General features: G+C 73.6%; 22 protein-coding genes and 1 pseudogene. 11 read left to right on the top strand and 12 right to left on the bottom strand.

All coding sequences use genetic code 11. From position 1 onward, the window contains the following. Window positions 1-26 precede the first annotated feature (26 nt). The 4 genes from DJ476_RS14545 to DJ476_RS14560 all read right to left on the bottom strand — a co-directional run bounded on the left by DJ476_RS14545 (window position 27) and on the right by DJ476_RS14560 (window position 3310). Complete coding sequence (locus tag DJ476_RS14545; RefSeq protein ID WP_112490709.1) at window positions 27-905, bottom strand: 5-oxoprolinase subunit C family protein; 879 nt, start codon at window positions 903-905, stop codon at window positions 27-29. Continuing rightward, window positions 902-1753 carry a 5-oxoprolinase subunit B family protein gene (locus tag DJ476_RS14550; RefSeq protein WP_112490710.1) on the bottom strand — a complete coding sequence of 284 codons (852 nt, stop codon included), beginning with the start codon at window positions 1751-1753 and terminating at the stop codon, window positions 902-904. Before DJ476_RS14550 ends, DJ476_RS14545 begins: the two co-directional genes overlap by 4 nt. Then, window positions 1750-2499: a LamB/YcsF family protein gene (locus tag DJ476_RS14555; RefSeq protein WP_103420067.1), complete on the bottom strand. Its 750-nt coding sequence runs from the start codon at window positions 2497-2499 to the stop codon at window positions 1750-1752. Before DJ476_RS14555 ends, DJ476_RS14550 begins: the two co-directional genes overlap by 4 nt. Window positions 2500-2608: 109 nt before the next feature. After that, window positions 2609-3310, bottom strand: coding sequence for a maleylpyruvate isomerase family mycothiol-dependent enzyme (locus DJ476_RS14560; RefSeq protein ID WP_112490711.1), 702 nt, complete (start codon window positions 3308-3310; stop codon window positions 2609-2611). Window positions 3311-3392: 82 nt separating this feature from the next. On the opposite strand from DJ476_RS14560, the gene DJ476_RS14565 reads away from it, so the two are divergent. From DJ476_RS14565 to DJ476_RS14575, 3 genes are all read left to right on the top strand, one after another. Then, window positions 3393-4106: an HD domain-containing protein gene (locus DJ476_RS14565; protein WP_112490712.1), complete on the top strand. Its 714-nt coding sequence runs from the start codon at window positions 3393-3395 to the stop codon at window positions 4104-4106. A 185-nt stretch (window positions 4107-4291) separates the two neighbouring features. Further along, window positions 4292-5539 carry a PQQ-binding-like beta-propeller repeat protein gene (locus DJ476_RS14570; protein ID WP_112490713.1) on the top strand — a complete coding sequence of 416 codons (1248 nt, stop codon included), beginning with the start codon at window positions 4292-4294 and terminating at the stop codon, window positions 5537-5539. Window positions 5540-5702: 163 nt separating this feature from the next. Then, entirely contained in the window at window positions 5703-7004 is a 1302-nt protein-coding gene (locus DJ476_RS14575; protein WP_103420069.1) for a Cmx/CmrA family chloramphenicol efflux MFS transporter, read from the top strand. A 64-nt stretch (window positions 7005-7068) separates the two neighbouring features. Here DJ476_RS14575 and DJ476_RS14580 read toward each other — a convergent pair whose 3' ends face one another. Both DJ476_RS14580 and DJ476_RS14585 read right to left on the bottom strand, forming a co-directional pair. Further along, window positions 7069-7338, bottom strand: coding sequence for a DUF4031 domain-containing protein (locus DJ476_RS14580; RefSeq protein ID WP_018489061.1), 270 nt, complete (start codon window positions 7336-7338; stop codon window positions 7069-7071). Further along, a complete protein-coding gene (locus DJ476_RS14585; protein WP_019762385.1) occupies window positions 7335-7703 on the bottom strand; it encodes a hypothetical protein in 369 nt (122 codons plus the stop codon). The genes DJ476_RS14580 and DJ476_RS14585 overlap by 4 nt, the downstream gene beginning before the upstream one ends. 117 nt (window positions 7704-7820) lie before the next feature. Between DJ476_RS14585 and DJ476_RS14590 the strand changes: the two genes are divergently transcribed. The 4 genes from DJ476_RS14590 (at window position 7821) to DJ476_RS14605 (ending at window position 12218) form a co-directional block, all read left to right on the top strand. Continuing rightward, window positions 7821-8738 carry a MurR/RpiR family transcriptional regulator gene (locus tag DJ476_RS14590; RefSeq protein WP_070199462.1) on the top strand — a complete coding sequence of 306 codons (918 nt, stop codon included), beginning with the start codon at window positions 7821-7823 and terminating at the stop codon, window positions 8736-8738. 102 nt (window positions 8739-8840) lie between these two features. Beyond that, a complete protein-coding gene (gene murQ, locus DJ476_RS14595; protein WP_112490714.1) occupies window positions 8841-9815 on the top strand; it encodes an N-acetylmuramic acid 6-phosphate etherase in 975 nt (324 codons plus the stop codon). Between the two features lie 56 nt (window positions 9816-9871). Continuing rightward, on the top strand, window positions 9872-11446 hold the full coding sequence (locus DJ476_RS14600) for a PTS transporter subunit EIIC (protein ID WP_112490715.1): 1575 nt from the start codon (window positions 9872-9874) through the stop codon (window positions 11444-11446). Window positions 11447-11588: 142 nt separating this feature from the next. Continuing rightward, window positions 11589-12218, top strand: coding sequence for an NADPH-dependent F420 reductase (locus DJ476_RS14605; RefSeq protein WP_112490716.1), 630 nt, complete (start codon window positions 11589-11591; stop codon window positions 12216-12218). On the opposite strand, the gene DJ476_RS14610 is transcribed toward DJ476_RS14605, so the two are convergent. Continuing rightward, window positions 12215-12829, bottom strand: a complete 615-nt coding sequence (locus DJ476_RS14610; protein WP_112490717.1) for a Uma2 family endonuclease — start codon at window positions 12827-12829, stop codon at window positions 12215-12217. The two genes, DJ476_RS14605 and DJ476_RS14610, sit on opposite strands and share 4 nt — an antisense overlap. 247 nt (window positions 12830-13076) lie before the next feature. On the opposite strand from DJ476_RS14610, the gene DJ476_RS14615 reads away from it, so the two are divergent. Both DJ476_RS14615 and DJ476_RS14620 read left to right on the top strand, forming a co-directional pair. Beyond that, entirely contained in the window at window positions 13077-14906 is a 1830-nt protein-coding gene (locus tag DJ476_RS14615) for a PP2C family protein-serine/threonine phosphatase (RefSeq protein WP_112490718.1), read from the top strand. 91 nt (window positions 14907-14997) lie between these two features. After that, the gene (locus DJ476_RS14620; protein WP_112490719.1) at window positions 14998-15408 is read left to right on the top strand and encodes a response regulator; all 411 of its coding nucleotides are present in this window, start codon (window positions 14998-15000) and stop codon (window positions 15406-15408) included. A 38-nt stretch (window positions 15409-15446) separates the two neighbouring features. Here DJ476_RS14620 and DJ476_RS14625 read toward each other — a convergent pair whose 3' ends face one another. Then, window positions 15447-17849 (bottom strand): ATP-binding protein, encoded by a 2403-nt coding sequence (locus tag DJ476_RS14625; RefSeq protein WP_112490720.1) that lies wholly within the window; start codon window positions 17847-17849, stop codon window positions 15447-15449. Between the two features lie 155 nt (window positions 17850-18004). Between DJ476_RS14625 and DJ476_RS14630 the strand changes: the two genes are divergently transcribed. Then, window positions 18005-18358: a PRC-barrel domain-containing protein gene (locus DJ476_RS14630; RefSeq protein ID WP_112490721.1), complete on the top strand. Its 354-nt coding sequence runs from the start codon at window positions 18005-18007 to the stop codon at window positions 18356-18358. A gap of 188 nt (window positions 18359-18546) precedes the next feature. Here the strand turns inward: DJ476_RS14630 and DJ476_RS14635 are convergent, their stop codons facing one another. The 3 genes from DJ476_RS14635 to DJ476_RS14645 all read right to left on the bottom strand — a co-directional run bounded on the left by DJ476_RS14635 (window position 18547) and on the right by DJ476_RS14645 (window position 20973). Beyond that, complete coding sequence (locus tag DJ476_RS14635) at window positions 18547-18777, bottom strand: hypothetical protein (protein WP_318294694.1); 231 nt, start codon at window positions 18775-18777, stop codon at window positions 18547-18549. Between the two features lie 143 nt (window positions 18778-18920). Further along, a complete protein-coding gene (locus DJ476_RS14640; RefSeq protein ID WP_103419977.1) occupies window positions 18921-19187 on the bottom strand; it encodes a hypothetical protein in 267 nt (88 codons plus the stop codon). A gap of 100 nt (window positions 19188-19287) precedes the next feature. Continuing rightward, window positions 19288-20973 carry an FG-GAP-like repeat-containing protein gene (locus DJ476_RS14645; protein ID WP_112490722.1) on the bottom strand — a complete coding sequence of 562 codons (1686 nt, stop codon included), beginning with the start codon at window positions 20971-20973 and terminating at the stop codon, window positions 19288-19290. Between the two features lie 215 nt (window positions 20974-21188). Between DJ476_RS14645 and DJ476_RS14650 the strand changes: the two are divergent. After that, a pseudogene (locus tag DJ476_RS14650) lies at window positions 21189-22231 on the top strand (LacI family DNA-binding transcriptional regulator). 208 nt (window positions 22232-22439) lie between these two features. Here DJ476_RS14650 and DJ476_RS14655 read toward each other — a convergent pair. Then, complete coding sequence (locus DJ476_RS14655; protein WP_112490723.1) at window positions 22440-25301, bottom strand: glycosyl hydrolase; 2862 nt, start codon at window positions 25299-25301, stop codon at window positions 22440-22442. Window positions 25302-25321 lie beyond the last annotated feature (20 nt).

Raw genomic sequence — 25321 nt, forward strand, 5'->3', positions numbered from 1 at the left:
ATACGGGGAAACGTACGCGGCGGGGCTCACGTCCGTACGACGAACCGCACCCGCGTTCCCGGAACCGCCTGCGCCGCCCCGGCGAGGGCGGTTTCCGCCACGACGCCGACGACCGGGTAACCCCCGGTCGTCGGATGGTCGTTGAGGAAGACCACGGGCCGCCCGTCCGGGGGCACCTGGACCGCGCCCAGCACCATGCCCTCGCTGGGCAGTTCACCGTCCCGGGCCCGCTCCAGGGCCGGGCCCTCGGTGCGGAGGCCGATGCGGTTGCTGTGCGGGGAGACCCGGTAGTCGGCGGTGGTGAGCGTACGGAGGGCGGCGGGCGTGAACCACGTGTGGCGCGGGCCGGGATGGAGGGGCAGCACCAGTTCGGCGGGGGCGCCGGGCCAGGGAACAGGGCCTTCGCCGTCCGGTGGCTCCCCGGCCGGTTGCCCCAGGGGCAGCGTGTCGCCCGCGCACAGGGGGGCCGGGCCGAGCCCCGAGAGGAGGTCGGCCGAACGGCTGCCCAGGACCGGTTCCGGCACCAGGCCGCCCGCGAACGCCAGATAGCCGCGTACGCCGTCGACCGCGGGGCCCACATCCAGCACCGCGCCCGCCGGGACCCGGACGGGGGCGCCCCACGCCACCGGCCGCCCGTCGACACTCACCCGGCACCCCGCACCGCCGACGACGGCCACCACGGGCCGGTCGGGGCGGACCGCGCACCCGGTGACCGTGGTCTCCAGAAGGGCGGCGCCCGGCGCATTGCCGACGAGCCGGTTGGCCAGCCGGGCGGCGGGCGCGTCCAGCGCTCCGGCCCGCCCGACGCCGAGATGCGCCCAGCCGGTCCGGCCGGCGTCCTGGACGGTGGTGAGGGCGCCGGGGCGGACGACGTGGAGGAGGCCGTCCGGCCGTACGGAGGTCATCGGCCCGTCTCCGTACGGGACTTGGGTACGGGCCCCGTCGGCTGTGGCGCCGCCTGAACGGGTACGGGGGCGTGTGCGGCTACCGGGGCGTGCGCGGGAACGGCCGCCTGAGGTGCCACCGGCGCGTGCGCGGGCACGAACCGCACCCGGGTCCCCGGCCCCAGCAGCGCCGCCGGTTCCCTGGCCGGGTCCCACAGGGCGGGTGCCGGGTCCGCCAGCCGCCCGATCAGCTGCCAGCCGCCGGGCGAAGGGCGCGGGTACACCCCGGTGTACGGCCCGGCGAGGGCCAGCGCCCCGGCCGGAACCCTCGTACGCGGGGTCGCACGCCGGGGCACATGCAGGCGCTCGGGCAGCCCGGTGAGGTACCCGAACCCGGGCGCGAACCCGCAGAACGCCACCCGGAACGCGGTACGGGAGTGGAGCCCGGGCACCTCGTCGACCCCGACGCCCCAGAGCGCGGCGACCTCCGCCAGATCGGGCCCGTCGTACACGACGGGGATCTCGACGGCGTCCCGCTCCTCCCGGCGCAGGGGCGGGACGGACCAGGAGAGGAGGTCACGGGCGAGGCGGTCGCGGGCGGCGGCGGCCCGGTCGCCGGGGAGCCGGTCACGCGCGGTGGGAACGCAACCGGTGCCCCGTTCGCTGTCCTCGATACCGTCCAGCAGCACGGTCCGCGCGCCCGGCACGATCTCGCGTACGCCGGGAAGTGCGCCCCGCTCGCGGCGGCGGAGCAGCTCGGCGTGGAAGGCCTCGGTCCGTTCCCCGTCGGTGAGTTCGACGAGGAGCGCGTACGGCCCGGCGGGCAGCACCCGTATCCCGTCGGCCTCCGGGGCGTCTCCCCCGGTCACGTGAACGCCTCCACCCGTACGCCCGCCTTCTCCAGCGCGGCCCGGACCCGGCGGGCGATGGCGGCGGCGCCCGGGGTGTCGCCGTGGACGCAGAGCGAGCGGGCCTCGACGGGGACCCGGCCGCCGTCCGCCCCGGTGACCGCCCGGTCGAGCGCCAGGCCGACGCTCCGGCGTACGACCTCGTCGGCGTCGTGCACCACCGCACCCGGTTCGCCGCGCGGGACCAGGGTGCCGCGCGCGGTGTACGCCCGGTCCGCGAAGGCCTCCTCCACGGCGGGCAGTCCGGCGGCGGAGGCGTGGGCGAGGAGGTGGGAGCCGGGCAGCCCGAGGACGGCGAGGCCGCCGCCCGCGAGCCGGACGCCCGCGACGACGGCGGCGGCCTGCTGCTCGTCGTGGACGGTCCGGTTGTAGAGGGCGCCGTGCGGCTTGACGTACGAGACGGTGGAACCGGCCGCCTCCGCGAACACCCGCAGGGCGCCTATCTGGTACGCGATCTCAGCGGCCAGCTCGTCGGGCGGCACGTCCATCGACCGGCGCCCGAACCCGGCCAGGTCCCGGTAGGAGACCTGGGCCCCGATCCGTACGCCACCCGCTGCCGCCGCATCGCAGACCCGCCGCATGACGGAGGCGTCGCCCGCGTGGAAGCCGCACGCCACGTTGGCGCTGGTGACACAGGCGAGGAGCGCTTCGTCGTCGGTCAGGGTCCAGCGGCCGAAGCCCTCGCCCAGATCCGCGTTCAGGTCCATCTTCACCAGGCGCACGCTATTGACCGCGCCGGTGGCCGACAAGGCCCGGTCCGAGGGGCGGAAGCCCCGCCCCCCTTTGTCCCCCCTCACCCTCCCCCGGTCCCTGCCCTCAGTCGTCCAGCTTCGGCGGCCGGTCGAAGAGGCGCAGGTCCCCCTCCCGTACGCCGTGCAGCTCGTACCGCGTGCCGACCAGCGGCCGGTTCGCGTACAGCCGGATCAGGGTGGGCGCGTCACCCCGGAACCGGCCGGGCGGACGGCCCCCGGACGACGGGACGCCGATCGGGCGGGGCGCGTCCCAGCCCTCCAGCTCCACCCCCACCACCTCGGCAACGGTCAGCGGCATCTCCTTCCGGTACGCCACCCCCTCCAGCAGCCCCAAGGCGTACGGCAGTCCGCGCCCGGCGTACGCCCCGTCGAGCCCCCACGCCTCGCGCACATCACCGGCGTGCACCCACTCGCCCAGCGCGACCCCGTCCAGCTTCCCGCCCGCGGCGGCGATCACCGGACCGGCCTCGGTCATCCCGCGCTCCAGCTCGTCGAGGAGGGCCGACAGGGGCAGCCCGGCCCGCTCCTCGATGTCCCGCTCGTTGGACTCGGGCGAGAACACCCCCTCCTCCAGGCGGTCCTGGACCACCCGGGTCAGGGCGGCGGCACAGTGCGCGAGGACATGGCGGACGGTCCAGCCGGGGCACGCGGTGCGGAGGTCGTACGCCGACTCCGGGGTGGCGCGGAGGAGGGGAAGGAGGGCGTCGCGCTCGGTGCGCAGGAGGAGGCCGGGGAGTTCGGGATCGCGTACGGGAGCAGAAGTCATGGCCCTCAGCCAACCGCAGGGAGGCCGCCGGTCGCTGCGGGATGCCGGAATCCGTACGGGACTCAGCCTCTAAGGTCGTCCCATGACGGACAGCCCGCGCCCCCATGACACCCCCGCCGACCTGCCCGGACCGGCCGACCTGCCGGGCCTGGCCGACCTGGCCGACCGCTGGCGGGAGACGCTGCTCGCCGCCCGCGCGGGGGCGGCGGGCCCCGACCCCCTCCCGTACGCCGAGAACCTCCTCGCCCGGTGGGCCGAACCGCACCGGCGCTACCACACCACCGCCCATCTGACGGCGGTGCTGGACCGGATCGACACCCTCGCCCCGTACGCCGACGATGTGCACGCGGTACGGCTGGCCGCCTGGTTCCACGACGCGGTGTACCGGCCCGACCGTACGGAGAACGAGGAGCGCAGCGCCGCCCTCGCCGAACGGGCGCTGCCCGAGGCGGGGGTGGCCGAGGCGGTGACGGCGGAGGCGGCGCGGCTGGTGCGGCTCACCGTGACGCACGACCCGGCCGAGGGGGACCGCGACGGCGAGGTGCTGTGCGATGCGGACCTGGCGGTGCTGGCGAGCGGCCCGCAGGAGTACGCGGCCTACGCGGCACAGGTGCGGGAGGAGTACGGGTTCGTCCCCGACGAGGCGTTCCGGGCGGGGCGGGCGGCGGTGCTGCGGCAACTCCTGGCGCTGCCGAGGCTGTTCCGTACCCCGTACGGGGCGGCCGAGTGGGAGGAGCGGGCCCGGCACAACCTGGCGACGGAGCTGGAGCTGCTGGAGCCGTCCGGTGCACGGTGACCGGCGGTCGGTCCGGTGCGCGGTGATCCCGGGGGTGGATATCCGGGTCCCGGGTCGGCAAATGTTCCGGTTCCTTCACGGAGTTGTTCCGGTCATGACCTGCCCCGGCCTGTGACGCGTCACGAACGCTAACGTCTGGCATCGCAGTTGCACACACTCTGACGACTCCACGGGGGTACGACTCCATGTTCAAGGGGAATGCGGCACACGGCACGACGGCCGGCAGATATTCACGGCGGCGAATACTACGACTGGCCGGGGCCGGGCTCACGATGACGGCGCTCGGGGCCGGGCTGACCGGCTGCGAGGACGATCTCTCGACCGGCGGCGAAGGCAGCATTCCGCCGCCGCGCACCGCTTCTCCCAGCGCCGGCACGGGCACCGAGGACGGCCAGGCCCCCGCCCCTCTGTGGACGAAGTCCACCTCCGCCCAGACCTACGGGGACAACGACGAACTCGTCGCCGTCGACGGCGTGGTGATCGCGAGCGGTGACCCGCTGGCCGCCCTGGAGGGGACGACCGGCGGGACGCGCTGGTCGCTGGCGGGCGGCGCGGTCCCCGGCGCACCGCTGCTGCTGGGCGCCGGCACCCTGTATCTGGCCAGCGGGAAGTACGACGGCAACGTCGTCGGGTACGCCCCGGCCACCGGCAAGGAGACCTGGCGCAGCCACCTGGGCAAGGAGTACCGCCAGCCGAGGCCGGTCGCGGTGGACGAGCAGCAGGTGTACGTCATCGCGGAGATCCTGGAGGCCGACAACTCCTCCCGTACGAATGTGATCGCCGCGCTCAACAGCCGTACGGGCAAGGTCGTCTGGAAGGAGCAGCGCGACCTCGGCACCCAGCAGAACGGTGTGCACGCCGCCGTCCGGGGCCGCTACCTGGTCTACACGGACTTCAAGCAGAATCTCACCGTCCGCGACACCGCCACCGGCCGGCAGGTGTGGACGCAGAAGACGACGAAGACGAGTTACGGCCCCTTCGCCGTCCACGAGGACCTGGTGATCGTCCCGCAGGGGCAGCGGCTCCAGGCCTTCGCCCTCGCCGACGGTACGGAGAAGTGGTCCGTGGAGGCCGGGCAGTTCACCACCTTCAGCGAGCCGGCCGTCCTGGACGGCGTCCTCTACATCGCGGACAGCGGCCGGACGCTCCGGGCGATCGAGCCGGCGACCGGAAAGAGCGTCTGGCAGTCGACGAGCCTCAAGAAGTCGGGCGGGCAGGTGCCCCGGCAGTTCGTCCGCGTCGGCTCGACCCTCTACGGGGCCACCGACCTGGACGAGAAGGGCGGCGTCCACGCCTTCGACGCGAAGAGCGGCGAGCTGCGCTGGACGTTCAACGACAAGTCCGGCGACTACCACGCCTGGCTGGTGGCCACCGACGGCCGGCACGTCTTCGCCCTGCACGGCAAGAAGCTGCACGCGCTGCCCGCCGCGTAACGGTCGGCCCGGCAGCCGGTCCCGTCGTTCGGCCCGGCAGCCGGTCCCGCAGCCGGAAGGGCCCGGGGGCCAGGGGTCCAGGGTCCGGAGGTCGGGAATGCGTGGGCGTTCTCCGGCGTTGGGACGAGTCATGCCCGACTCCACCTCACGCCAGCGCACATCCATGCCGCTCGCCGTATACATCCTCGGCCTCTCGGTCTTCGCCCTCGGCACCAGTGAGTTCATGCTGTCGGGCCTGCTGCCACCGATCGCGGACGACATGAACGTCTCGATCCCACAGGCCGGACTCCTCATATCCGCCTTCGCGATCGGCATGGTGGTCGGCGCCCCGCTGCTCGCCGTGGCCACGCTGCGGCTGCCGCGCCGGACGACTCTGATCGCGCTGATCTCGGTCTTCGGCCTGGGGCAGGTGGCGGGCGCGCTGGCTCCGACGTACGAGGTGCTCTTCGCCTCCCGTGTGGTGAGCGCGCTCGCCTGCGCGGGTTTCTGGGCGGTCGGGGCGGCGGTCGCCATCGCAATGGTCCCGGTGAACCAGCGGGCCCGGGCGATGGCCGTGATGATCGGCGGCCTCTCGATCGCCAATGTGCTGGGCGTGCCGATGGGGGCCTTCCTCGGTGAGCACCTCGGCTGGCGGTCGGCGTTCTGGGCGGTGGGCGTGGCGTCGGCGGTGGCGCTGGTCGGGGTCGTCACCCGCATCCCGCACATCCCGCTGCCGGAGCGGAAGCCGGAGCTGCGGCGGGAGCTGGCGATCTACCGGGACCGGCAGGTCTGGCTGGCGGTCGTGATCACCGCGCTCGCGGCGGGCGGGGTCTTCTGCGCGTTCAGCTATCTCGCGCCGGTGCTGACGGACGTGGCGGGCCTGGACTCGGGGTGGGTGCCGTGGATCCTGGGCCTCTTCGGGGTCGGCGCGCTGATCGGTACGACGATCGGCGGCCGGGTCGCGGACGCGCACCTCTTCGGGGTGCTGCTGAGCGGCATCACGGCCTCCACGGTCTTCCTGACGGCGCTGGCCCTCTTCGCCTCCAGCCAGGTCGCGGTGGTGGCGCTGGCGTTCCTGCTGGGCCTGTCGGCGTTCTACACGGCCCCCGCGCTCAACGCCCGCATGTTCAACGTGGCCGGGGCCGCGCCGACACTGGCCGGGGCCACGACGACGGCCGCGTTCAACCTGGGCAACACGGCCGGCCCGTGGCTGGGCGGCACGGTGATCGACGCGGACTTCGGCTTCGCGGCGACGGCGTGGGCGGGCGCGGCGATGCTGGTCGTGGCCCTGGCGGCGGTGGCGGTCTCGCTGCGGCTCCAGCGGGGCGGGGACGGCCCGTCGCGCTCGCGCCTGATCGCGAAGAGCGGGGCGGGAGCTGGGGCTGGGGCTGGGGAGGAACGGTCGGACCGTACGGAATCGGCACGTCCGGGCCGCCCGGCGGCGGGGGTCGAGGCGGCCGGTTGCGCGACGGGCGGCACCTCCTGACAGACCGGGCAGCCCCCTCCGGCACGCTCCCCACGCCCCCTGGGCACCCCGAGCAACCCAGGCCCTAGGGTGCTGCCCGCCCCTTGGGCCGCCGGAGCCCGGCGGCGGTGAGGCGGCGAACCAGTTCCTTCGAGCCGATCTCCCGGGCCCCGGCCCGTACGGCATCGGCGTAGTACGTCTCCGGTACGTCGTAGTGGTCGCGCTCGAAGGCGCGCGGCGGGCAGCCGATCGCGGCGGCGAAGGTGTGCAGTTCCTCGAAGGACACATCGCTGACGAGGTGCGACCAGAGGCGGCCGTGGCCGGGCCAGGTGGGCGGGTCGATGTAGAGGGTCACCGCCGCAGTACCCCGCCCAGCTCCCCCACCGGCGCCACGGCCACGGCCGCCTTGGTGCACACCCAGTGCGGGTCGGGCCCCAGCTCCGGCTCGACGTCGAGCGCGTGCGGCTCGTCCTCCGGGCAGGCGGGGCAGAGCGGCCACCGCCCGTACTTCTCCAGCAGGGCGTCCTGCACGTCCTGGGCGATCAGCCCGGCGACGAACTCCGCGCCCTCGGGCCACTGCTCGACCCACCACCGGCGGTGCGTCACGGCGTCCTCGACGAACGAGACGACATCGGCCTCGGCGACATCGCCCGCGACGAGATCGGCCATGACCAGCGCGCGGGCGGAGTGCAGTGCCTGCTCCAGGGGGTTCAGCTCCATGCTCCCCATTGTGCGCCGGGGGCGGAAGGAACACCGCCAGAGGTACCGCCAGAGGTACGGACCACAGGGGGTTCACGAGGGGTTGACGCACCCCCGGGTTGAAAATACCTTTCAGATGTGACCCAAGACGTGAAGGAAATTTTCAGCGGCGACTCCCCACCCGCCCCCGCGGCCCTCGCCGCGAAGGTGCGGACGCTCGCGCCCTCCATGACCCGCTCCATGCAGCTGGTCGCCGAAGCCGTCGCGGGGGACCCGGCCGGCTGCGCCGCCCTCACCGTCACCGGTCTCGCCGAGCGCACCGGCACCAGCGAGGCGACCGTCGTCCGCACGGCCCGCCTCCTCGGCTACCCCGGCTACCGGGACCTGCGCCTCGCGCTGGCCGGGCTCGCCGCGCACCAGGAGTCGGGCCGGTCGCCCGCCGTCACGGCGGACATCGCGGTGGACGACCCGATCGCGGAGGTCGTCGCCAAACTGGCCTTCGACGAGCAGCAGACGCTCGCGGACACCGCCGCCGGGCTGGACACCGTGCAACTGGGCGCGGCCGTGGCCGCCGCGTCGACCGCCCGCCGCATCGACATCTACGGGGTGGGCGCCTCCTCCCTCGTCGGCCAGGACCTGGCGCAGAAGCTGCTCCGGATCGGCCTGATAGCCCACGCCCATACCGACCCGCACCTGGCGGTGACCAACGCCGTGCAGCTGCGCGCGGGCGATGTGGCGATAGCCATCACGCACTCGGGCTCGACCGGGGACGTCATCGAGCCGCTGCGGGTGGCGTTCGACCGGGGAGCGACGACGGTGGCGATCACCGGGCGGCCCGACGGGCCCGTATCGCAGTACGCGGACCATGTGCTGACCACCTCCACGGCCCGCGAGAGCGAGCTGCGGCCCGCCGCCATGTCCAGCCGGACGAGCCAGCTGCTGGTCGTGGACTGCCTGTTCATCGGCGTGGCCCAGCGGACGTACGAGACGGCCGCGCCCGCCCTGGCCGCCTCCTACGAGGCGCTGGCCCACCGCCACGCCCCGCGCACCCGCTGACCCCTGCCCCCCCTCCTCCTGTCCCCGTACCTCCTGGCCCCCGGGACGGGCCACGCACCACCCGTACGCGTACGACACCGAGAAAGCAGAGCGGCCCACACCATGACCTCCACCACCGACACTCCTGGTACTCCTGCCTCCCCCGAGGGCTACGGCGAACTCCGCGCCCAGCTGGCCACGCTCGCCACGGAGGCGTTCCGCCCCGAGCTGGCCGAGATCGACCGGCTGTCCACGGCGGAGATCGCGCGGCTGATGAACGGCGAGGACGCCACCGTCCCGGCCGCCGTCGCCGAGCGCCTTCCGGAGATCGCCGCGGCCATCGACGCCGCGGCCGAGCGGATGGCCCGGGGCGGGAGGCTGATCTACGCGGGCGCGGGCACGGCGGGGAGGCTCGGGGTGCTGGACGCCAGCGAGTGCCCGCCCACCTTCAACACCGACCCGTCGGAGGTCGTCGGCCTGATCGCGGGCGGCCCGTCCGCCATGGTGAAGGCCGTCGAGGGGGCCGAGGACAGCAAGGAGCTGGCCGCCGCCGACCTGGACGCGCTGAAGCTGACGGCGGACGACACGGTGGTCGGGATCTCCGCCTCGGGCCGTACGCCGTACGCGATCGGCGCGGTCGAGCACGCCCGCGCGCAGGGCGCCCTGACCGTCGGCCTCTCCTGCAACGCGGGCTCGGCGCTGGCCGCCGCGGCGGAACACGGCCTGGAGATCGTCACCGGCCCCGAGCTGCTCACCGGCTCCACCCGGCTGAAGGCGGGCACGGCCCAGAAGCTGGTCCTCAACATGATCTCGACGATCACGATGATCCGGCTGGGCAAGACGTACGGGAACCTCATGGTCGACGTACGCGCCTCCAACGAGAAGCTGCGGGCCCGCTCCCGGCACATCGTCTCCCTCGCCACGGGCGCGTCCGACGCCGAGATCGAGGCCGCGCTCGCCGCCACCGACGGCGAGGTGAAGCACGCGATCCTGGTGATCCTCGGCCGGGTCGACGCGGCGACGGCGGCCGAGCGGCTGGCGGAGTCGGACGGCCACCTGCGCAGGGCGCTGAACGCCGGGCCCACCACCGCCACCTGACCCACCCCCTCTCTCCCCCTGCACCACACCCCCCGCACAGCAAGGCACCGAGCACCATGGCCACAGAAGACAAGAACAGCGCCACCGCCGCCGCGATCCTCCCGCTCGTCGGCGGCGCCGCGAACGTCGGCTCCATCGCCCATTGCATGACCCGGCTCCGCCTGGGCCTGCACGACCGGTCCCTGGTGGACGACGAGGCGCTGAAGGCCCTGCCCGCCGTGATGGGCGTGGTGGAGGACGAGACGTACCAGATCGTGCTGGGACCGGGCACGGTGGCGCGGGTGACGCCGGAGTTCGAGCGCCTGGTGGCGGAGGCCCGCGAAACGGAACCGGCGGAGGCACCGACAGCGCCGGAACCGGCACCGGGCGCCCCGGCCTCCGACGACCTGGCGGCCCAGGGTGCGGCGATCAAGGCGGAGCAGAAGGCGCGGAACGCCACCCCCTTCAAGCTGTTCCTGCGCCGGATCGCCAACATCTTCGTCCCGCTGATCCCGGCGCTGATCGGCTGCGGGATCATCGCGGGCCTCAACGGCCTGCTGGTGAACCTGGGGTGGCTGCCCGCCGTGACGCCCGCGCTGGCGGCGATGGCGTCCGGGTTCATGGCGCTGATCGCGGTGTTCGTGGGTTACAACACGGCGAAGGAGTTCGGCGGTACGCCGATCCTGGGCGGTGCGGTGGCGGCGATCATCGTGTTCCCGGGGGTGGCGAAGATCGACGCGTTCGGCCAGACCCTCTCCCCCGGCCAGGGCGGTGTGCTCGGCGCGCTGGGGGCGGCGGTGCTCGCGGTGTACGTGGAGAAGTGGTGCCGCCGGTGGGTGCCGGAGGCGCTGGACGTCCTGGTCACCCCGACGCTGACGGTGCTGATCTCCGGCCTGGTGACGATCTTCGGCCTGATGTACGTGGCGGGCGAGGTGTCCTCCGCCATCGGCACGTTCGCGGACTGGCTGCTCTCCAACGGGGGCGCGGGCGCGGGCTTCGTCCTCGGCGGCCTGTTCCTCCCCCTGGTCATGCTGGGCCTGCACCAGGCGCTGATCCCGATCCACACGACCCTGATCGAGCAGCAGGGCTACACGGTCCTGCTGCCGATCCTGGCGATGGCGGGCGCGGGCCAGGTGGGCGCGGCGATGGCGGTGTACGTCCGCCTCCCCCGCAACGAGTCGATCCGCCGCACCATCCGGTCCGCGCTCCCGGCCGGCCTGCTGGGCGTCGGCGAGCCCCTGATCTACGGCGTCTCGCTCCCGCTCGGCCGCCCGTTCATCACGGCGTGCGTGGGCGGCGCGTTCGGCGGCGGCTTCGTCGGCCTCTTCCACCAGCTCGGCGACACGGTCGGCTCGACCGCCATCGGCCCGTCCGGCTGGGCCCTGTTCCCCCTCCTGGACGGCAACCACGGCCTGGGCTCGACGATCGCGATCTACGGCGCCGGTCTGCTGGCCGGGTACGTGGCGGGCTTCCTGGCCACGTACTTCTTCGGCTTCAGCAAGGACCTGCTGACGGAGTTCAACGTCTCCCAGGAACCGCCGTCGTCCACGGTCGCGGCCACAGGCGGCCACCGAACCCCGACCACCCCGGCCACCACCCCACACAACCCCAACGACCCCGACTCCCCGGCGAAGGCCCCGGCGGGGGTGTGAGGGGGCGGGCCCGGGCCCGGCCCCGGTTCTCCAGGCGGCCTCCCGGCGCCCCCCGACCCCGCCGGGACTAAGCCTCAGGTCCCGCCCCGCCCCCGCCTCCCGCCCGATCCGTGAGGGCGGCCCCGCTGGCTAGCGTCGTGGCATGCGTATAGGACTGCTCGGCACCGGAAATGTCGCCCGCGCGCTGGCCCACGGCTGGCGCGCCGCAGGGCATGACGTCCTTCTCGGTTCGCGCCACCCGAAGGAGCGGACCGACCTCGGCCTCCCCGTGGCGGGGCTCGATGAGACGGCGGCGCGCGCGGAGGTACTGGTCAACGCCACTCCCGGAGGCGTCTCGCTGGAACTGCTGCGCTCGATCGGGGAATCGGCGCTGGCCGGGACCGTACTGATCGACGTCGGGGTCGGTCTCTCCGACGACTTCCAGCAACTCACCCACCCCAACAGCAGCCTGGGCGAGCTGATCCAGGAGGCCTTCCCCCTCACCCCGGTCGTCAAGACGCTCTGCACGATGGACTCCACCGCGATGACCGCCCCGGGCGACCTGACCGAGCCGGGCACCGTCTTCCTCTCCGGCGACGACGCCGAGGCCAAGCGGACCGTGGGCCGCCTGCTCACGGACCTGGGCTGGCCGCCCTCCACCCAGCTCGACATCGGCGGCATCACCACCGCCCGCGGCCAGGAGCACTTCGCGTTCCTCTTCATGGGGATCGCGGGCGGGGTGGGGTCGCACACCTTCAACATCAAGGTGGTGACCCGCCCCCAGGCGGGCTAGCCTGCCTGCCCCGGAAACTCGTCCGTCGGGATCGACACGTCGAAGGGCGCGGGAACGGCCAGCGGCTTGCCGAACGGCACCGCCTCCGTCCGCTTGTACGTACCGTCCTCGTTCGGCTCCGTGAAGAGCGTGGACATCGGGCCCCGGGTGTCGAACCGGTCGATCAGGAGGTACATCGGCACGCCCGCCCGCGCATAGGCGCGGTACTTCTTGGTCCGGTCCTCCCGCGCGTTGCCCTTCGACGTGATCTCGACGACGAGCAGTGCCTCGGACGCGTCCAGCGGATCGCTGACCCCGGGGTCGGCCGCAGCGATCAGCTCGGTCGGCATGACCACCAGGTCGGGGACATAGAGCTTGTCGAGCGGCGCCACGTGGATACCGAGGGTCTGGTAGATCTCCAGATCGTCGGGCAATGTCGCATAGAGCCTGCGCTGCACGTTCGCGGCGATGCCGTTGTGGTGCGCGTGCGGCGGTGGTGCCAGGGTGATCCGGCCCTCGTCGATCTCGGCGCGCCATCCCTCGGCCACGTCCAGTTCACGCCATGTCCGCAGCAGGTAGTCCCACGCGCGTGCACCCGGTGCGTGGCCGTTCTCGACGAACGCTGCAGTCATCGCGGGTCCCTTCTTCCGTGGCCTTGCCGAGAGGCTGGATCGGAGGCTTCGCGGCTGTACGCCGCTTCTCCCAGCGTCCCACGAACGAGTGGCCCCGCACAGGACAGCACGCACACCGCCCGCACCCCCGCCACCCCTACCCTCCGTGATCACTCCCACGGCATGAATCCGGGCCCGCCGGTCATACTGGCCGAGGACGGAAAACCAGGTGGTACGGGGGACGAGACGGAACCGGAGGGCGGGGCACATGGTCGATGGCCCTTGGTCCAGTGCGCTGCACCGGCTCTGGCAGGCCGCTTCGCGGGCCGAGGAGGTCGCGGCGCTGGCGGACGACGTCTACGCACCGCTCCTCGCCACCCGGGGCGTCCACCGTGTGGTGGGCACGCGCTGGGACGGCCGGCACGTCCTGCGGTACATGCGGGCCCTGAGCGCCGGGAGCGACACCCCGGTGATCGTCGCGACGACCCGGTCGATGCCGGGGGCGGCCGTACGGGAGCCGGGCGGCGAACCCGTGGTGGACCGGCTGGAGGTCGCTGGGCTCGACGACGCGGTGTGGCCGGAGGCGGAGTTCCTGCGGGAGGCGCCGGGCGGCTCCGTGGTGAGCTGCACCTTCCGGCTGGACCAGCGGGGCTGGGCGGCGCTGGCCCTCGCCGTGGACGCCTCGGCGGACCTGGCGGCGGTCGAGAGCCGGCTCACGCAGGCCGTCGACGTCATCGTCGCCTGCCACACCGGCATCCTCCAGCGCGGCCGCGAGGCCCGGCGGGGCGCGGACGACGCGCTGCTGGCCGAGGCCTCGCTCCAGATGGACTCGTCCCTGGACGTGGAGGACACCCTGCGGCGGGTGGCCCGGATCGCCGTCCCGGCCGTCGCGGACGGGGCGCTCGTCCACCTGGCACGGACCGAGGGGCCCGAGTTCGTCGCCGCCACCCATGTCGCCGTCCAGCAGCAGCGCGCGCTGGAGGCGGCCGGCCGCGACGACCCGTGGCTGGCGGCGCTGCTCGCCCGCCGGGGCGAGGACGAGGACACGGTGTTCCTGAGCGGCGCCGCACTCGACGGCTCCCCCTTCGCCGACCCGACCGCCGCCACCGCCGCCGATGCCGACGCCGCCGATGCCGGGGAGGGCCACCACCCCACCGTCGTCAGCGTCAGCCCCCTCCGCGCCCGGGGCCGCGTCCTCGGCACCATCACCTTCGTCTACCAGCGGCCCGAGGCGCGGCTGCCGGACAGCGCCTTCCTCCGCAGCCTCGCCACCCGGGCCGCCCTCGCCATCGACAACGCCCTGCTGTACGAGCTGCGGCGCACCGCCGTCCTCTCGCTCCAGGAGCACCTGCTCCCCTCGCAGCTCCCGGTCACCGACCGCTGGGACCTGTCCGCGAGCTACGCGGTGGGCGACCCCATGCTCGACGTGGGCGGCGACTTCTACGACGCCGTGCTCCGGCCCGACGGCTCCATCGCCCTGCTCATCGGTGACGTCTGCGGCCGCGGCGCGGAGGCGGCGGCCCTCACCGGCCTGGCCCGCCACACCCTGCGCACCCTCCTGGAGGAGGGCACCGACGCGGGCACCGCCCTCAGCCGCCTCAACCGGGCCCTGCGCCAGGAGAGAGCCAGCCGCTTCCTCACCGCCGTCGTCGCGACACTGACCCCGCGGGCCGACGGCACGGTGCGGCTCAGCACGTGCAGCGCGGGGCACCCCCCGCCCCTGGTGCTCCGGGGCGACGGCACCGTCTCCGAGGTGCTCTCCGGCGGACTCCTCCTCGGAGTCCTGGACGACGTCTCGTACGAGAGCCGCGAGGAACACCTCACCGCGGACGACACCCTGGTGCTCTTCACCGACGGACTCACCGAGTCGCGGGAGGCGGGCGGCACGTTCTTCGAGAGCGTCCTGCCCGCCCGGCTCGCCGCCCTGCGCGGCTCGGACGCCGCGCACATCGCGGAGAGCCTGGCCCGGCAGGCCCGGGCGTTCCGCGACTCCGGGCAGGACGACATCGCCCTGCTCGTGGCCCGCTGGACCGGTCTGCCACCGGACTCCGGGCTGCTCCCCCCTGACCACCGGCTCGAACAGGCGGCCCTGCGATGACCACCCGGACCAGCAGCATCCGGACCGGCTCCCGGGCCGACGGAGCCCCGACCGGCGACACCCGGGTCGGCGGCGGACAGGCGGAACCCCGATGAAGAGCGACGGCCTGATCCTCGTCGTGGAGGACTCGGAGGAGGACACCGAGGCCATCCAGCGCGCCCTCTCCCGCTCCCACCCCTCCCTGGACGTGGAGTTCACCCCGCGCAGCGACACCGTCGTGCCGCGCCTCCTCGACCCCGCCGCGCGTGCGCCGGACCTGGTCCTGCTCGACCTCAACATGCCGGGCACCAACGGCCTGACGCTCCTGTCGAACCTGCGCGCGCACGCCGCCCTCGCCACGCTGACCGTGGTCGTCTTCACCTCGTCCACCTCCTCGGCCGAGGAGGACGCGTGCTACGCGGCGGGGGCCGACAGCTACATCTACAAGCCCGTCAACTTCGAGCTGTTCCAGACCGTTCTGCGGGGCGCGGTGGACTTCTGGATGGCCCAGAAGAAGGTCTAGCAGGAAGAGGGTCCAAGGGTTCCGGGCGGCCCCCGGTCTCAGCCGCCCAGCGTGAACCACACCGCCGTTCCCGGCCCGCCGCCGGGCGCGGGCGCCGGGCTCTCCAGCCAGAGCCGTCCGCCGTGGCGCTCCACGATCCGCTTCACCACCGCGAGGCCCACGCCCGAGCCGCCGCCCCGCTCGTCGCGCCGGTGCAGCCGCCGGAAGAGCTGGAGCACGTCCTCCTGCTGCTCGGCGGGGATGCCGATGCCGTTGTCCCGTACGACGACGGCGGTCACCGGGTCCCCGTCCGGCCCGGTCACCGGCACCGCCTCCACCCAGACCCGCCGCTCCCCCGCCGCCGCCTCGTCCACCGCGTACTTGGCCGCGTTGACGAACAGGTTCTCCAGCACCTCGCGCAGCCGCTCCCGGTCCGCGTGCAGCCGGGGCAGGGGCGCCGGGCGCACCACCGTGACGCCCTGCTCCGCCAGCCGGTCACCGGCGACCAGCAGCGCGTCGTCCACCACCTCGTCCAGCTCCAACTGCTCCCGATCCAAGCCAACTTGGCCCAGCCGTGAGAAGTGCAGCAGCGAGTCGAGCAGCCCGTCCATCCGCTCCGCGAGACGGCGTACGGTGGTGAGCCGGCGCAGCGAGGTGGCGTCCAGTACGTCGCCGGCGTCCTCGACCATGAAGGCTGCGGCGTTCGAGATGCCCCGCAACGGCTCCTTCAGGTCATGGGCCGCCGCATGCGCGAAGGAGTCCAAGTCCTCGTTCGTCCGGGCGAGTTCGGTGTTCCGCGCCTCCAGCTCCGCCATGTGCCGGCTGAGCAGCCCCGACATCTCCCGCCACAGCTCCCCGGCGACGGCCCGCTGCGCGGGGGTCCACGGCGTGCTCCGCCCCCGTACGGTCGCCCGGTAGACGGCCGCCGAACCGCGCGGGGTCAGCCGCTCACCGCCCGACCCCGTCCGTACCGGGCGCGCCGGATCGGCCGCCCACTCCCGGGGCGCGGGCCGCTCCCGGCGCCACCATGCCAGCAGGTCGCCGTCCCGGTTGAGGGGCAGGAAGAGCAGACCGGCCGGCACCCCCTGCGCCTCCGCCTCCGCCGGGTCGAGCCCCAGCACCTCCGGCACCCGGTCGCTGCTCCACACCTCGCCCACCGGGGTCGGGCCCGCCAGCCGCTCCAGCAGTCCCGGCAGCGCGGCGGGGAGCGGGCCGCCCGTCGCCACCATCTCCGTACCGCGCAGGAGCAACGCACCGTCGGCGTGCAGGAGTTCGGCCAGCCCGGAGCCGGGGCGCAGCAGAGCGTCCGGAGCCTGGGAGGAGAGCCGGGCCAGCAGCGTGGCGAGCGCCCGCCGGTAGCCGGACAGCTCGTCGGCCTGCTCGCGCTCGGCGACCGCCGCCAGTTGCAGGGACAGCGCGATCCCGAAGAACTCGCAGGCCGCCCGGACTTCGGGCGTCAGCCGCCGGGGCGCGTCGCCGTGGCAGGCGATCAGCCCCCACACCTCCCCTTCGTGCAGCAGCGATACGGACATGGACGAGGCCACCCCGATGTTGCGCAGGTACTCCAGGTGGTAGCCGGAGACGGTACGGAGCGTCGAGCCCGACAGGTCCAGCGGCTCGCCGGTCCCCTCCCGCACCTCCGGCAGCAGCCCCACGGTCGCGTCGTCCACGTCCCCGATGACCCGGATCCAGTTGCGGGCGTAGAGGCGGCGGGCCTGCGGCGGGATGTCGCTGGCCGGGAACCAGAGCCCGAGCCACGGCTCCCGCCCCTCCCCCCGCGCCTCGGCGATGACCTGGCCGGGTCCGTCGGCGCCGTCGAACCGGTACGCCACCACCCGGTCGTAGCCGGTGAGCGCCCGGACCTCGCGGACGGCCGCCGCACAGCACTCGGTGACGTCGGCGGCGCCCTGGAGCCGGTGCAGGGCGCTCCGCACCCGGGGGTAGAAGTTCTGGAACACGAACGGCCCCTCGGCGGCCCGTGGTTCGAACTCCAGCACCAGCAGCTCGGCCACCCGGTGGACGGTCACGTCGAAGAGCCGCGCCTGCCCGTCCCGCTCCAGCGAGAGGGAGAGCACCCCGGACGCGACGGGCCCGGAAGAGCCCCCTTCCGGTGGCCCGGACGGGGCCCCTTCCGGTGCCCCTGGCTCGGCAGCTCCCTCCGGCGGTCCCGCCGCCTCCGTGATCTCCCGCGCCAGCACCCACTGCTCGTCCCCGATCAGCTCCGTGACCGGCCGCCCCACCAGTTCCTCGGCGGCCACGCCCAGCACCTCGCCCGTGTTCCGGCTCACCGTGTCCACCACGGCCCCGTGCAGCCTGGCGGCGATCAGGGCCCCGTACGACTGGACACCGCCGAGCAGGTGGATCGGCTCCCGTACGCACTGGGAGAGGTCGAACTCCTGGCTCACGCCGGCCTCGGCCGCCACCGCCTTCGGGGTGAGCCATCCCCGTACCTCGTCCGTCACTGTCGCCACTCCGTCCACCGCCACACCGGACACCCATCGTGCCCCAGCCGACGCCCGCGGCGTGTAAAGGGAGCGATGCCGGGAACCCGATCGATTCACCGGCGCTGAGTCGAACCGAAGCCGAGCTGAGAACGACCTTCGAGAAAGGGGCCACCATGAACGACTCCCTGTGGGGCTATCAGCCGTCCAGCGGTCACACCGTGGGCGCCGATCTCTCCGGGTACTCCGTGGAGGCGACCGACGGCAGCGTCGGCAAGGTGGACAAGCACTCCGACGAGACCGGCTCCGCCTATCTGCTCGTCAACACCGGGACCTGGATCTTCGGCAAGGACGTCCTGCTCCCGGCGGGCACGGTCAGCCGGATCGACGGGGAGAACCGCACGGTGTACGTGGACCTCACCAAGGAACAGGTCAAGGACGCGCCGGAGTTCGACCGCCACCGGCAGACCGAGGACCCGGGCTACCACGCCCAGGTCTCCGCGTACTACATGGCCTTCCGCATCATGTGACCGACGCGTCATGGGACCCGCGTCTCACGTGACCCGGCGCGTCATGGGAGCCGGCGCGTCAACGACCGGCCCCCGCGGCCGCGTACGCCCCGGAACCCGGGCGGCACGCGTACGCCCCCCGAACGGCGGCGGGCCCGGCCCCGAGAAGGGGTCAGCCCCGCCGTCCCGTACGCACGGCAGCCCACCGCTCAGCGCGGCAGCTGCCCCTCCCGGTTGATCTCGGTCACCCGGGCCCGCAGCACCGCGCCCGGGGACGCGGGCTGTACGTCCTCCGCCGGGCAGGCCCACTCCGGCCCCCCGCCCGGCGGCCGCAACCGCACCTGGTCCCCGGACCGCTCCACCACCCGGCCGACGCGCCCGTCCCGCCCGTCCACCGCGAACGCCCCCGCCGCGGGCACAGCCGCCTCCACCTCGGACACCGGCACAGTTACGGGCACCCCGGCCCCCACGTCGGCCCCCGACCTCACCTCCGCGCCCGGCCCCACATCCGCCTCCGGCGCCCGCACCCCCCGCCCCCGCCCCGGCGGACACGGTCCCGGTCCGGCGCCCTCACCGGCGGCCGTCATGACCGCTCTCCACGACCGCTCTCCCCACGGCCGCTCGCCCTCTCCGCCAGCACCTCGCACAGCCGCAACGCGGTGTCGATGTTGCAGCGGCCCAGGTCGACGAGGGGCGTCGGCTCGTTGCCCGCGCAGGAGACGGGGTCGACCCGCAGCGAGGGAAGGGTCACGCCCAGCCCGGCGAGCCCCTCCTTCAGCCGTACCACCGCGTCCTCCGCCGTCCGTACCCGGTCGGCCGCCACCTTGCGCCGCTGCTCTGTCGCTTCCATGCTGCACACCTTCCACTCCAGGCAGGGACAAATGCCTGCCCACGGTGTCCAACGCGCGGCGGGCCCGGAGGAGGCGCCCCGGGAATCATCCGGGCCGGAATCATCCGAGCCGGGAGAAGTACCCCCAGCCGCCGGTCCCCACGGTCACCCCGCCCGTCCCCGCGAACGGCGTGCCGCCCGGGTGGAAGAGGAGATCGGCGGACGAGGTCGTGGTCCAGAGGTCGGCCTTCCCGTCCCCGTCCGAGTCACCGAGGGAGAGAGCGAGCGGGCGCGATCCCCTGGGCAGGGAGCCGAGCGCGGTGGGGGCGCCCAGGCTCTTCGTCCCGCTGTCGTACGTGTACTGCCTGATGTCCCCCTCCGGGTCCCGGGCCCAGACCTCGGCCTTCCCGTCGCCGTCCGTGTCGCCCGGGAGGAGGACCTCGTACTCCTTCCACTCCGGTCCGCCGATGCGCGCGGCGCTGAAGGAGAGCCAGCCGCCGTCCGCGGCGACCCGGCCCCGGTGGAGCCAGAGGCCGGTGGCGCTGGTGGCCAGGACGTCGGGGCCGCCGTCGCCGTCGATGTCGCCCGCCGCGACCGGGGAGGCGTGGGCCCAGCCGGTCTCGGACACCTTCATCACGACGCCCGGCGCGAGGTCGCCGGTGCCGGTGTTGCGGTGGAGCAGCAGCTGATCGCCCTTGCGGGCCACCACGTCCTCGTGGCCGTCGCCGTCCCAGTCGCCGCGGTGACTGACCACCGCGCCGTTCCACTCGGGCCCGCTGCCGATCACGCGCGGGGAGCCGAAGGTGCCCCGGCCCGTCCCGGGGTAGAGGCGGAGGGTGTCGTCCTTGCGGACGGCGAGCATGTCCGGGCAGAGGTCTCCGGTCAGATCGCCCGGGACCCGGACGGCGGTCCGGGCCAGCGGCCGGGCCTCCGCCCACACCAGCTTGTGGTCCTCACCCGGCGTCAGGTCGATGTCGGCGGTCCGGGCCCGCAGCTGGGTGAAGTCCCGGCTGCCGAAGAAGGCGTGGTCGTACTTGAGCCGGTACGTGAACGGCGCGGCGGTCGCGTAGGCCGTCGGGGCGTTCCGCCCGGCGTCCGCCTCGATGAACGGGCCCGTACCGCACAGCCCCGTGCGCATCGGTACGAGCCCGGCGTGGCTGGGGATGGCGTTGAAGTCGCCGGTGACCAGCGCGGGAGCGCCCGCCGCCCACCGCTCCATGTTGGCGAGCAGGACCGGCGTCCCGTTCAGGGGCAGCGAGGGGGAGAGATGGGTGCCGCAGGCGAGGGTGGTCCGGCCGCCGATCGGACCCTTGAGGCAGAGCATCCACCGCTGCTGCGGGACCGACGTCTCCGCGGGGTCGGCCAGGGCTCGGTAAGCGGTGAAGTCCGCGGTCTCCCCCTTCACGAAGAGCACCTGCCCGAACTTCGTCGAGCTGCCGCCCCACCGCGCGCACCCCGGGGGCTCCTGCTCACCGGCCCAGTGCGCGGTGTAGCCGACCAGCAGCTTCCGCAGGGCCTCGTACTGGCCCGTGCACATCTCCTGGAGCGCGATCACGTCGGCGGGCCCGCCCTCGGCCTCCATCCGCGACCGGAACTTCGCGGCCCAGGTGTCGGCGTCGTCCACGGTGTTCTGGCAGGTGTGCGCCCCGCAGGCGTTGTACGAGACGGTACGCACCGGGGGCGGTGGCGCCGGGTCGGCCGCCACCTTCTGCCCGCTCCCCGCGACCCCCACCGCTCCCACGAGCAGGGCCATGCCGACGGCCAGCCGGACGGCCGCGCCGCCGCGGACTCTGTGCAGTGCTCTCAAGGCCCCACCCTTACGACTCAGGTCCAGACACTCCGACGCCCAACCATCCGGGCACCAGATGTGATGATCATGTGAAGTATGGACGGTCGTCACCGAAGTCCCGCCCCCGCACGGACAGGAAGCGCTCCCAGCCCCCGCCCGCCCCGGCGCTAGGCTGTAGGACGATCCGGCGACGGCCCGCGTGTCGCCGCCCCCGTCGACGAGGAGCGACCGCCTTGCCCGAGCAGTCCCCCGGATCCCGGCCCACCCTGGAAGCCGTCGCGGCGCGCGCGGGGGTCTCCCGGGCCACCGCCTCGCGGGTCGTCAACGGGGGCGACGGCGTCCGCAAGCCGCTGGTGGACAAGGTGCTCCAGGCGGTCGACGAGCTGGGCTACATCCCCAACCACGCGGCCCGGACCCTGGTGACCCGGCGGACGGGCGCGGTGGCCGTCGTGATCGCCGAGCCGGAGATACGGATCTTCTCGGACCCCTTCTTCTCGCAGCAGATCCGGGGCATCAGCAAGGAGCTGACCGCCCACGACACCCAGCTCGTCCTGCTGCTGGTGGAGGGGCCCGGGGACTTCGACCGGATCGCGCGCTATCTCTCCGGCGGCCATGTGGACGGTGCGCTCGCCTTCTCCCTCCACACCGACGACCCGCTGCCCGCGATCACCCGGCGGGCGGGGATTCCGACGGTGTACGGGGGCGGCCCAGCTGGACCGCCGACCCGGGTGACCAGGCCGTTCCGTATGTCGACGCCGACAACCGGGGCGGGGCGCGGCTCGCCGTGCAGTATCTGCGGGACCTCGGGCGGCAGCGGATCGCGCACATCGGCGGGCCGCCCGACCAGACCTCCGCGATGGACCGCCTCGACGGCTACCGGGACGTGCTCGTCGACGTGGACCCGACGCTCGTGGCCGAGGGGGCGTTCACCGTGGAGAGCGGGGAGCGGGCGATGGCGGAGCTGCTGGACCGGCGGCCCGACCTGGACGCGGTCTTCGTCGCCAACGACCTGATGGCCTCGGGCGCGCTGCGGGTCCTGCGGGAGCGCGGGGTGGCCGTGCCGGAGCAGGTGGCGCTGGTCGGGTTCGACGACATGGACTCGGTGGCGGGGACGACGGACCCGCCGCTGACCACCGTCAGCCAGGACATCGAGGGCCAGGGCCGGCTGATGGCCCGGCTGCTCCTGCGCGGCCTGGACCGGGACCGTACGGGGAACGGCCCGGCGCCGGAGTCGGTGGTCACCCCGACGACGCTGGTACGCCGCGCCTCGGCGTGACACCCGGGGCGCAAGGGCGGGTACGGCGGCCCCGCAGGCGCATGAGTACGGCGGGCCGCCGCCCTGAGGAGCCGGAGACCCGCCGCACCGATCGTGCCCGCAGTCGAGCAGTTCACACCTGCGGGATGTTCTTCTCCGTCACGTCCGCACGCACGGAATGTTCCTCGCCGTCACGTCCAGACGTACGGAATGTTCCTCGCCGTCACGTCTACACGTACGGGATCCTGAGCACCGCCGCGTCCGTGCCCGTCTGGACCTGGGACGTGCCGTTGCCGAGCGCGTTCCAGATCTCCAGGCGGACGGTGCCGTTCTTCAGCTCGCCCAGGCTGCCGGTGGTGGCCTGGATGCCCGCCGCCTGGGTGTACTCCTCCCACCCGTTGACCGGGTCGGTGGCGAAGTAGCGGAAGGTCTCGGTGCGGTCGAAGGTGCCGTCGCCGGTCAGGTCGTAGCTGACCCGGACCTGCGGGGCGAGCCCGACCCTGGTGCCCGCGTCGACCCGGAGGCGGAACGCGGTGGCGGCTCCGGCGGAGACCTTGCCGTTGACCCGCTTGATCTCGTAGACGTTCGGGCGGTACGGGGTGCCGTCCCGGTTGACCCCGTCGGCCGAGGCGATGGTGTCGGCGCCGGCCGGGTCGGTGGTCGCGGTGGTGAGGACGCCACCGGTCTTGAGGCGGAAGGTGTTGCCCGTGGACGGGTTGCCCGGGTCGGGGTTGCCGGGGTCGCTGCCGCCGGGGCCCGTGCTGACGGCCGTCGAACGGGCGGGCACGGACAGGGTCTTGCCGTCGGAGAAGGTCACCGTACGGGTCGACGAACCGTGGTTGTGGGCGGTGTAGGTGCGGGTGCCGTTCTTGGAGAAGACGGCCGAGGTCGGGATGTCCCCGCTGACCGTCATCTCGGGTGCGCCGACCGCGTTGAGGGTGTTGATCCAGTGGTAGGTGTGCGCCTTGGACTCACCCTGCTCCGGCTCGTAATTCCCGTTCACGCCGTCCCACTTGGCCTTCGCGGAGGCCGGGTCGGCCAGCGCCTCGAACTCCCAGAGGAGGTCGCGCCACTCCTGGGCCGGGCCGCCGTTCTCGCGCTCCATCTCGGCGATGTTGCGCTTGATGGCCGCCTTCTCACGGGCCAGGTGGAGCGAACCACCGGTCACGGGAAGGACGTTGATGCCGTGGATCTCCTCCGGGTTGGCGGTCCACCAGGTGGCGTAGGCGCCGCCGCTGCCCCAGACCATGCCGACGGTGTCGTGGCCGAAGGAGGCGGGGAAGACCTGCTGGCTCGCGTCGAACCAGTACTGGGTGATCGCCTCGGACTCGGTCGTCAGCAGGTAACTGCCCAGGTCCCGGAGGTTGTTGTCACCGGTGGCCGAACCCCAGAGCACCAGTCCGGCACTGAGGTTGATGGACTCCGACGAGGACTCCTGGTTGTTGCCCGCGGCGAAGCCCTGGTGGCCGGAGGCCCAGCTGTGGCCCGCGTAGACGTCGAAGCCGCGCAGGAACGGGTAGGCGGAGTCGGTACGGCTGGGGTTGGCGGTGTCGCGGATGAGGTGCTTGACCATCGTGCCCCAGGCCGAGTCGGCCGCCCAGGCCTGGTCGTACTGGGCGATGATCGCCGCCGCGTAGACGTAGTAGCTGTAGTGGAAGTGGTGGTCGTTGAGTTCGGTGTCGCTGCCGTACGAGGCCGGGTAGCCGGTGAGGGTCTTCCAGTCCTTGTCGTAGCTGAACTCACTGGCCCCGCCCGCCGTGAACCACTCCTGGAGCCGGCCCTTCATCAGGCCGAGGAGCTTGTCGCGGGTGGCGGTCTGGCCGATCTGGTCGGCGACGGGCACCAGCTGGGCGAGCCGGCCGAGCGCCTTGCCGGTCCAGTAGGTGTCCGTGGCCCCCGAGAACGGGTCGGAGGCGTTGGCGACCTCGTTGAGGTAGCCGGTCAGCCGGGCCCGGTCGACGCCGTCGGAGACGGGCAGCGCGGGCACCACGCCGTTGTTGCGCTGGCTGGTGGTGAAGGAGGCGGACTCGCGCACCTTCATCGTGCCGCGCGGCGAGACGTACGTGTACGGGGTCAGCGCGTCGGTCGTGTGCAGCCACTGGTGGCGGTAGAGCGCCTGGAGCGTGCCGCGCTCGGTGCCCTCCCGGGCCTCGGTGGTGAGGGTGTAGGTCGCCCGGACGTTGCCGCCGGTGGTCTGCCAGGACACCTGGGAGCCGGTGACGAAGCTGAAGGCGTACTTCCGGTAGGTCGCCAGCGCGTCCGTGGAGGGCAGCACGGCGAGCGAGAAGTAGTCCTTGCCCGCGAGCCCGGCGGTGATCGTGGTGCCGGAGATGTTCCAGTCGGCGCCGGTCGGGGCGAAGAGGGCGTAGTGGTGGCCCGCGACGGTGATGCCGAGGACGTTGCCCTGGTCGGAGAAGACGGTGGGCGTGGAGGCGGTGGTGATCCGGGCGTCGCCGCCGGACCCCTTGGCGTACACGAACGGCATGCCGTGGCCGATGGTGGCCCGGAAGGTGCGGGAGCCGTCCGCCCAGTAGGGGGTGACCGTCCAGTCGGACCAGGCGTCGGCCTTGGTGTCCGGGGAGTTCAGGCCGGTGAGGCCGACGGTGAGGTCGGCCTTGTGGGCGTACTCGTACTGCCGGCCGTCCCCGACGATCGCGGGCGTGGTCGGGTAGCCGACCTCCAGGCCGGAGGCCTTGGCCTGGTAGGTGAGCGGGTGCCCGTACATGGGGGTGGAGTACGGGTTGTCGCCGTAGCGCTGGAAGGCGAGCGAGGACCACCAGTCGTTGGTGGGGACCGGGTTGTTCCGGGCGGCGGCGGTGACCTTGGGGGTGACCGGGGCGCCGGTGTTGGTCGTCGGGCCCTGGGTGCCGGCGGGGCGGGAGTCGGTGTAGCTGCCGGCACCCGCGGGGATGGTGGCGGCGGCCGCGGGGGAGGCGGCGGGGCCCAGGGTGACGGCGGCCAGGGCGACGGCGAGCAGGGTCGCCGCGGCGGGCCTGACGCCGGAGCGGAACGCGGGCCCGGCTCCGGGTCTGGCTCCGGCCCGGGGAGCGGGTCTGGGGAGGGAGGTTCGCACGAGCAGCACCTCGATCATGGGGGGCGAAGAGCGCGTTC

Source organism: Streptomyces bacillaris, from assembly GCF_003268675.1.
GTDB lineage: Bacteria > Actinomycetota > Actinomycetes > Streptomycetales > Streptomycetaceae > Streptomyces > Streptomyces bacillaris.

Coding starts and splice junctions, on each gene's coding strand:
- DJ476_RS14555 (WP_103420067.1), bottom strand. CDS start 2,499: ATGGACCTGAACGCGGATCTGGGCGAGGGCTTCGGCCGCTGGACCCTG.
- DJ476_RS14565 (WP_112490712.1), top strand. CDS start 3,393: ATGACGGACAGCCCGCGCCCCCATGACACCCCCGCCGACCTGCCCGGA.
- DJ476_RS14620 (WP_112490719.1), top strand. CDS start 14,998: ATGAAGAGCGACGGCCTGATCCTCGTCGTGGAGGACTCGGAGGAGGAC.
- DJ476_RS14570 (WP_112490713.1), top strand. CDS start 4,292: ATGTTCAAGGGGAATGCGGCACACGGCACGACGGCCGGCAGATATTCA.
- DJ476_RS14630 (WP_112490721.1), top strand. CDS start 18,005: ATGAACGACTCCCTGTGGGGCTATCAGCCGTCCAGCGGTCACACCGTG.
- DJ476_RS14585 (WP_019762385.1), bottom strand. CDS start 7,703: ATGGAGCTGAACCCCCTGGAGCAGGCACTGCACTCCGCCCGCGCGCTG.
- DJ476_RS14610 (WP_112490717.1), bottom strand. CDS start 12,829: ATGACTGCAGCGTTCGTCGAGAACGGCCACGCACCGGGTGCACGCGCG.
- DJ476_RS14560 (WP_112490711.1), bottom strand. CDS start 3,310: ATGACTTCTGCTCCCGTACGCGATCCCGAACTCCCCGGCCTCCTCCTG.
- DJ476_RS14605 (WP_112490716.1), top strand. CDS start 11,589: ATGCGTATAGGACTGCTCGGCACCGGAAATGTCGCCCGCGCGCTGGCC.
- DJ476_RS14545 (WP_112490709.1), bottom strand. CDS start 905: ATGACCTCCGTACGGCCGGACGGCCTCCTCCACGTCGTCCGCCCCGGC.
- DJ476_RS14640 (WP_103419977.1), bottom strand. CDS start 19,187: ATGGAAGCGACAGAGCAGCGGCGCAAGGTGGCGGCCGACCGGGTACGG.
- DJ476_RS14655 (WP_112490723.1), bottom strand. CDS start 25,301: ATGATCGAGGTGCTGCTCGTGCGAACCTCCCTCCCCAGACCCGCTCCC.
- murQ (WP_112490714.1), top strand. CDS start 8,841: ATGACCTCCACCACCGACACTCCTGGTACTCCTGCCTCCCCCGAGGGC.
- DJ476_RS14575 (WP_103420069.1), top strand. CDS start 5,703: ATGCCGCTCGCCGTATACATCCTCGGCCTCTCGGTCTTCGCCCTCGGC.
- DJ476_RS14600 (WP_112490715.1), top strand. CDS start 9,872: ATGGCCACAGAAGACAAGAACAGCGCCACCGCCGCCGCGATCCTCCCG.
- DJ476_RS14615 (WP_112490718.1), top strand. CDS start 13,077: ATGGTCGATGGCCCTTGGTCCAGTGCGCTGCACCGGCTCTGGCAGGCC.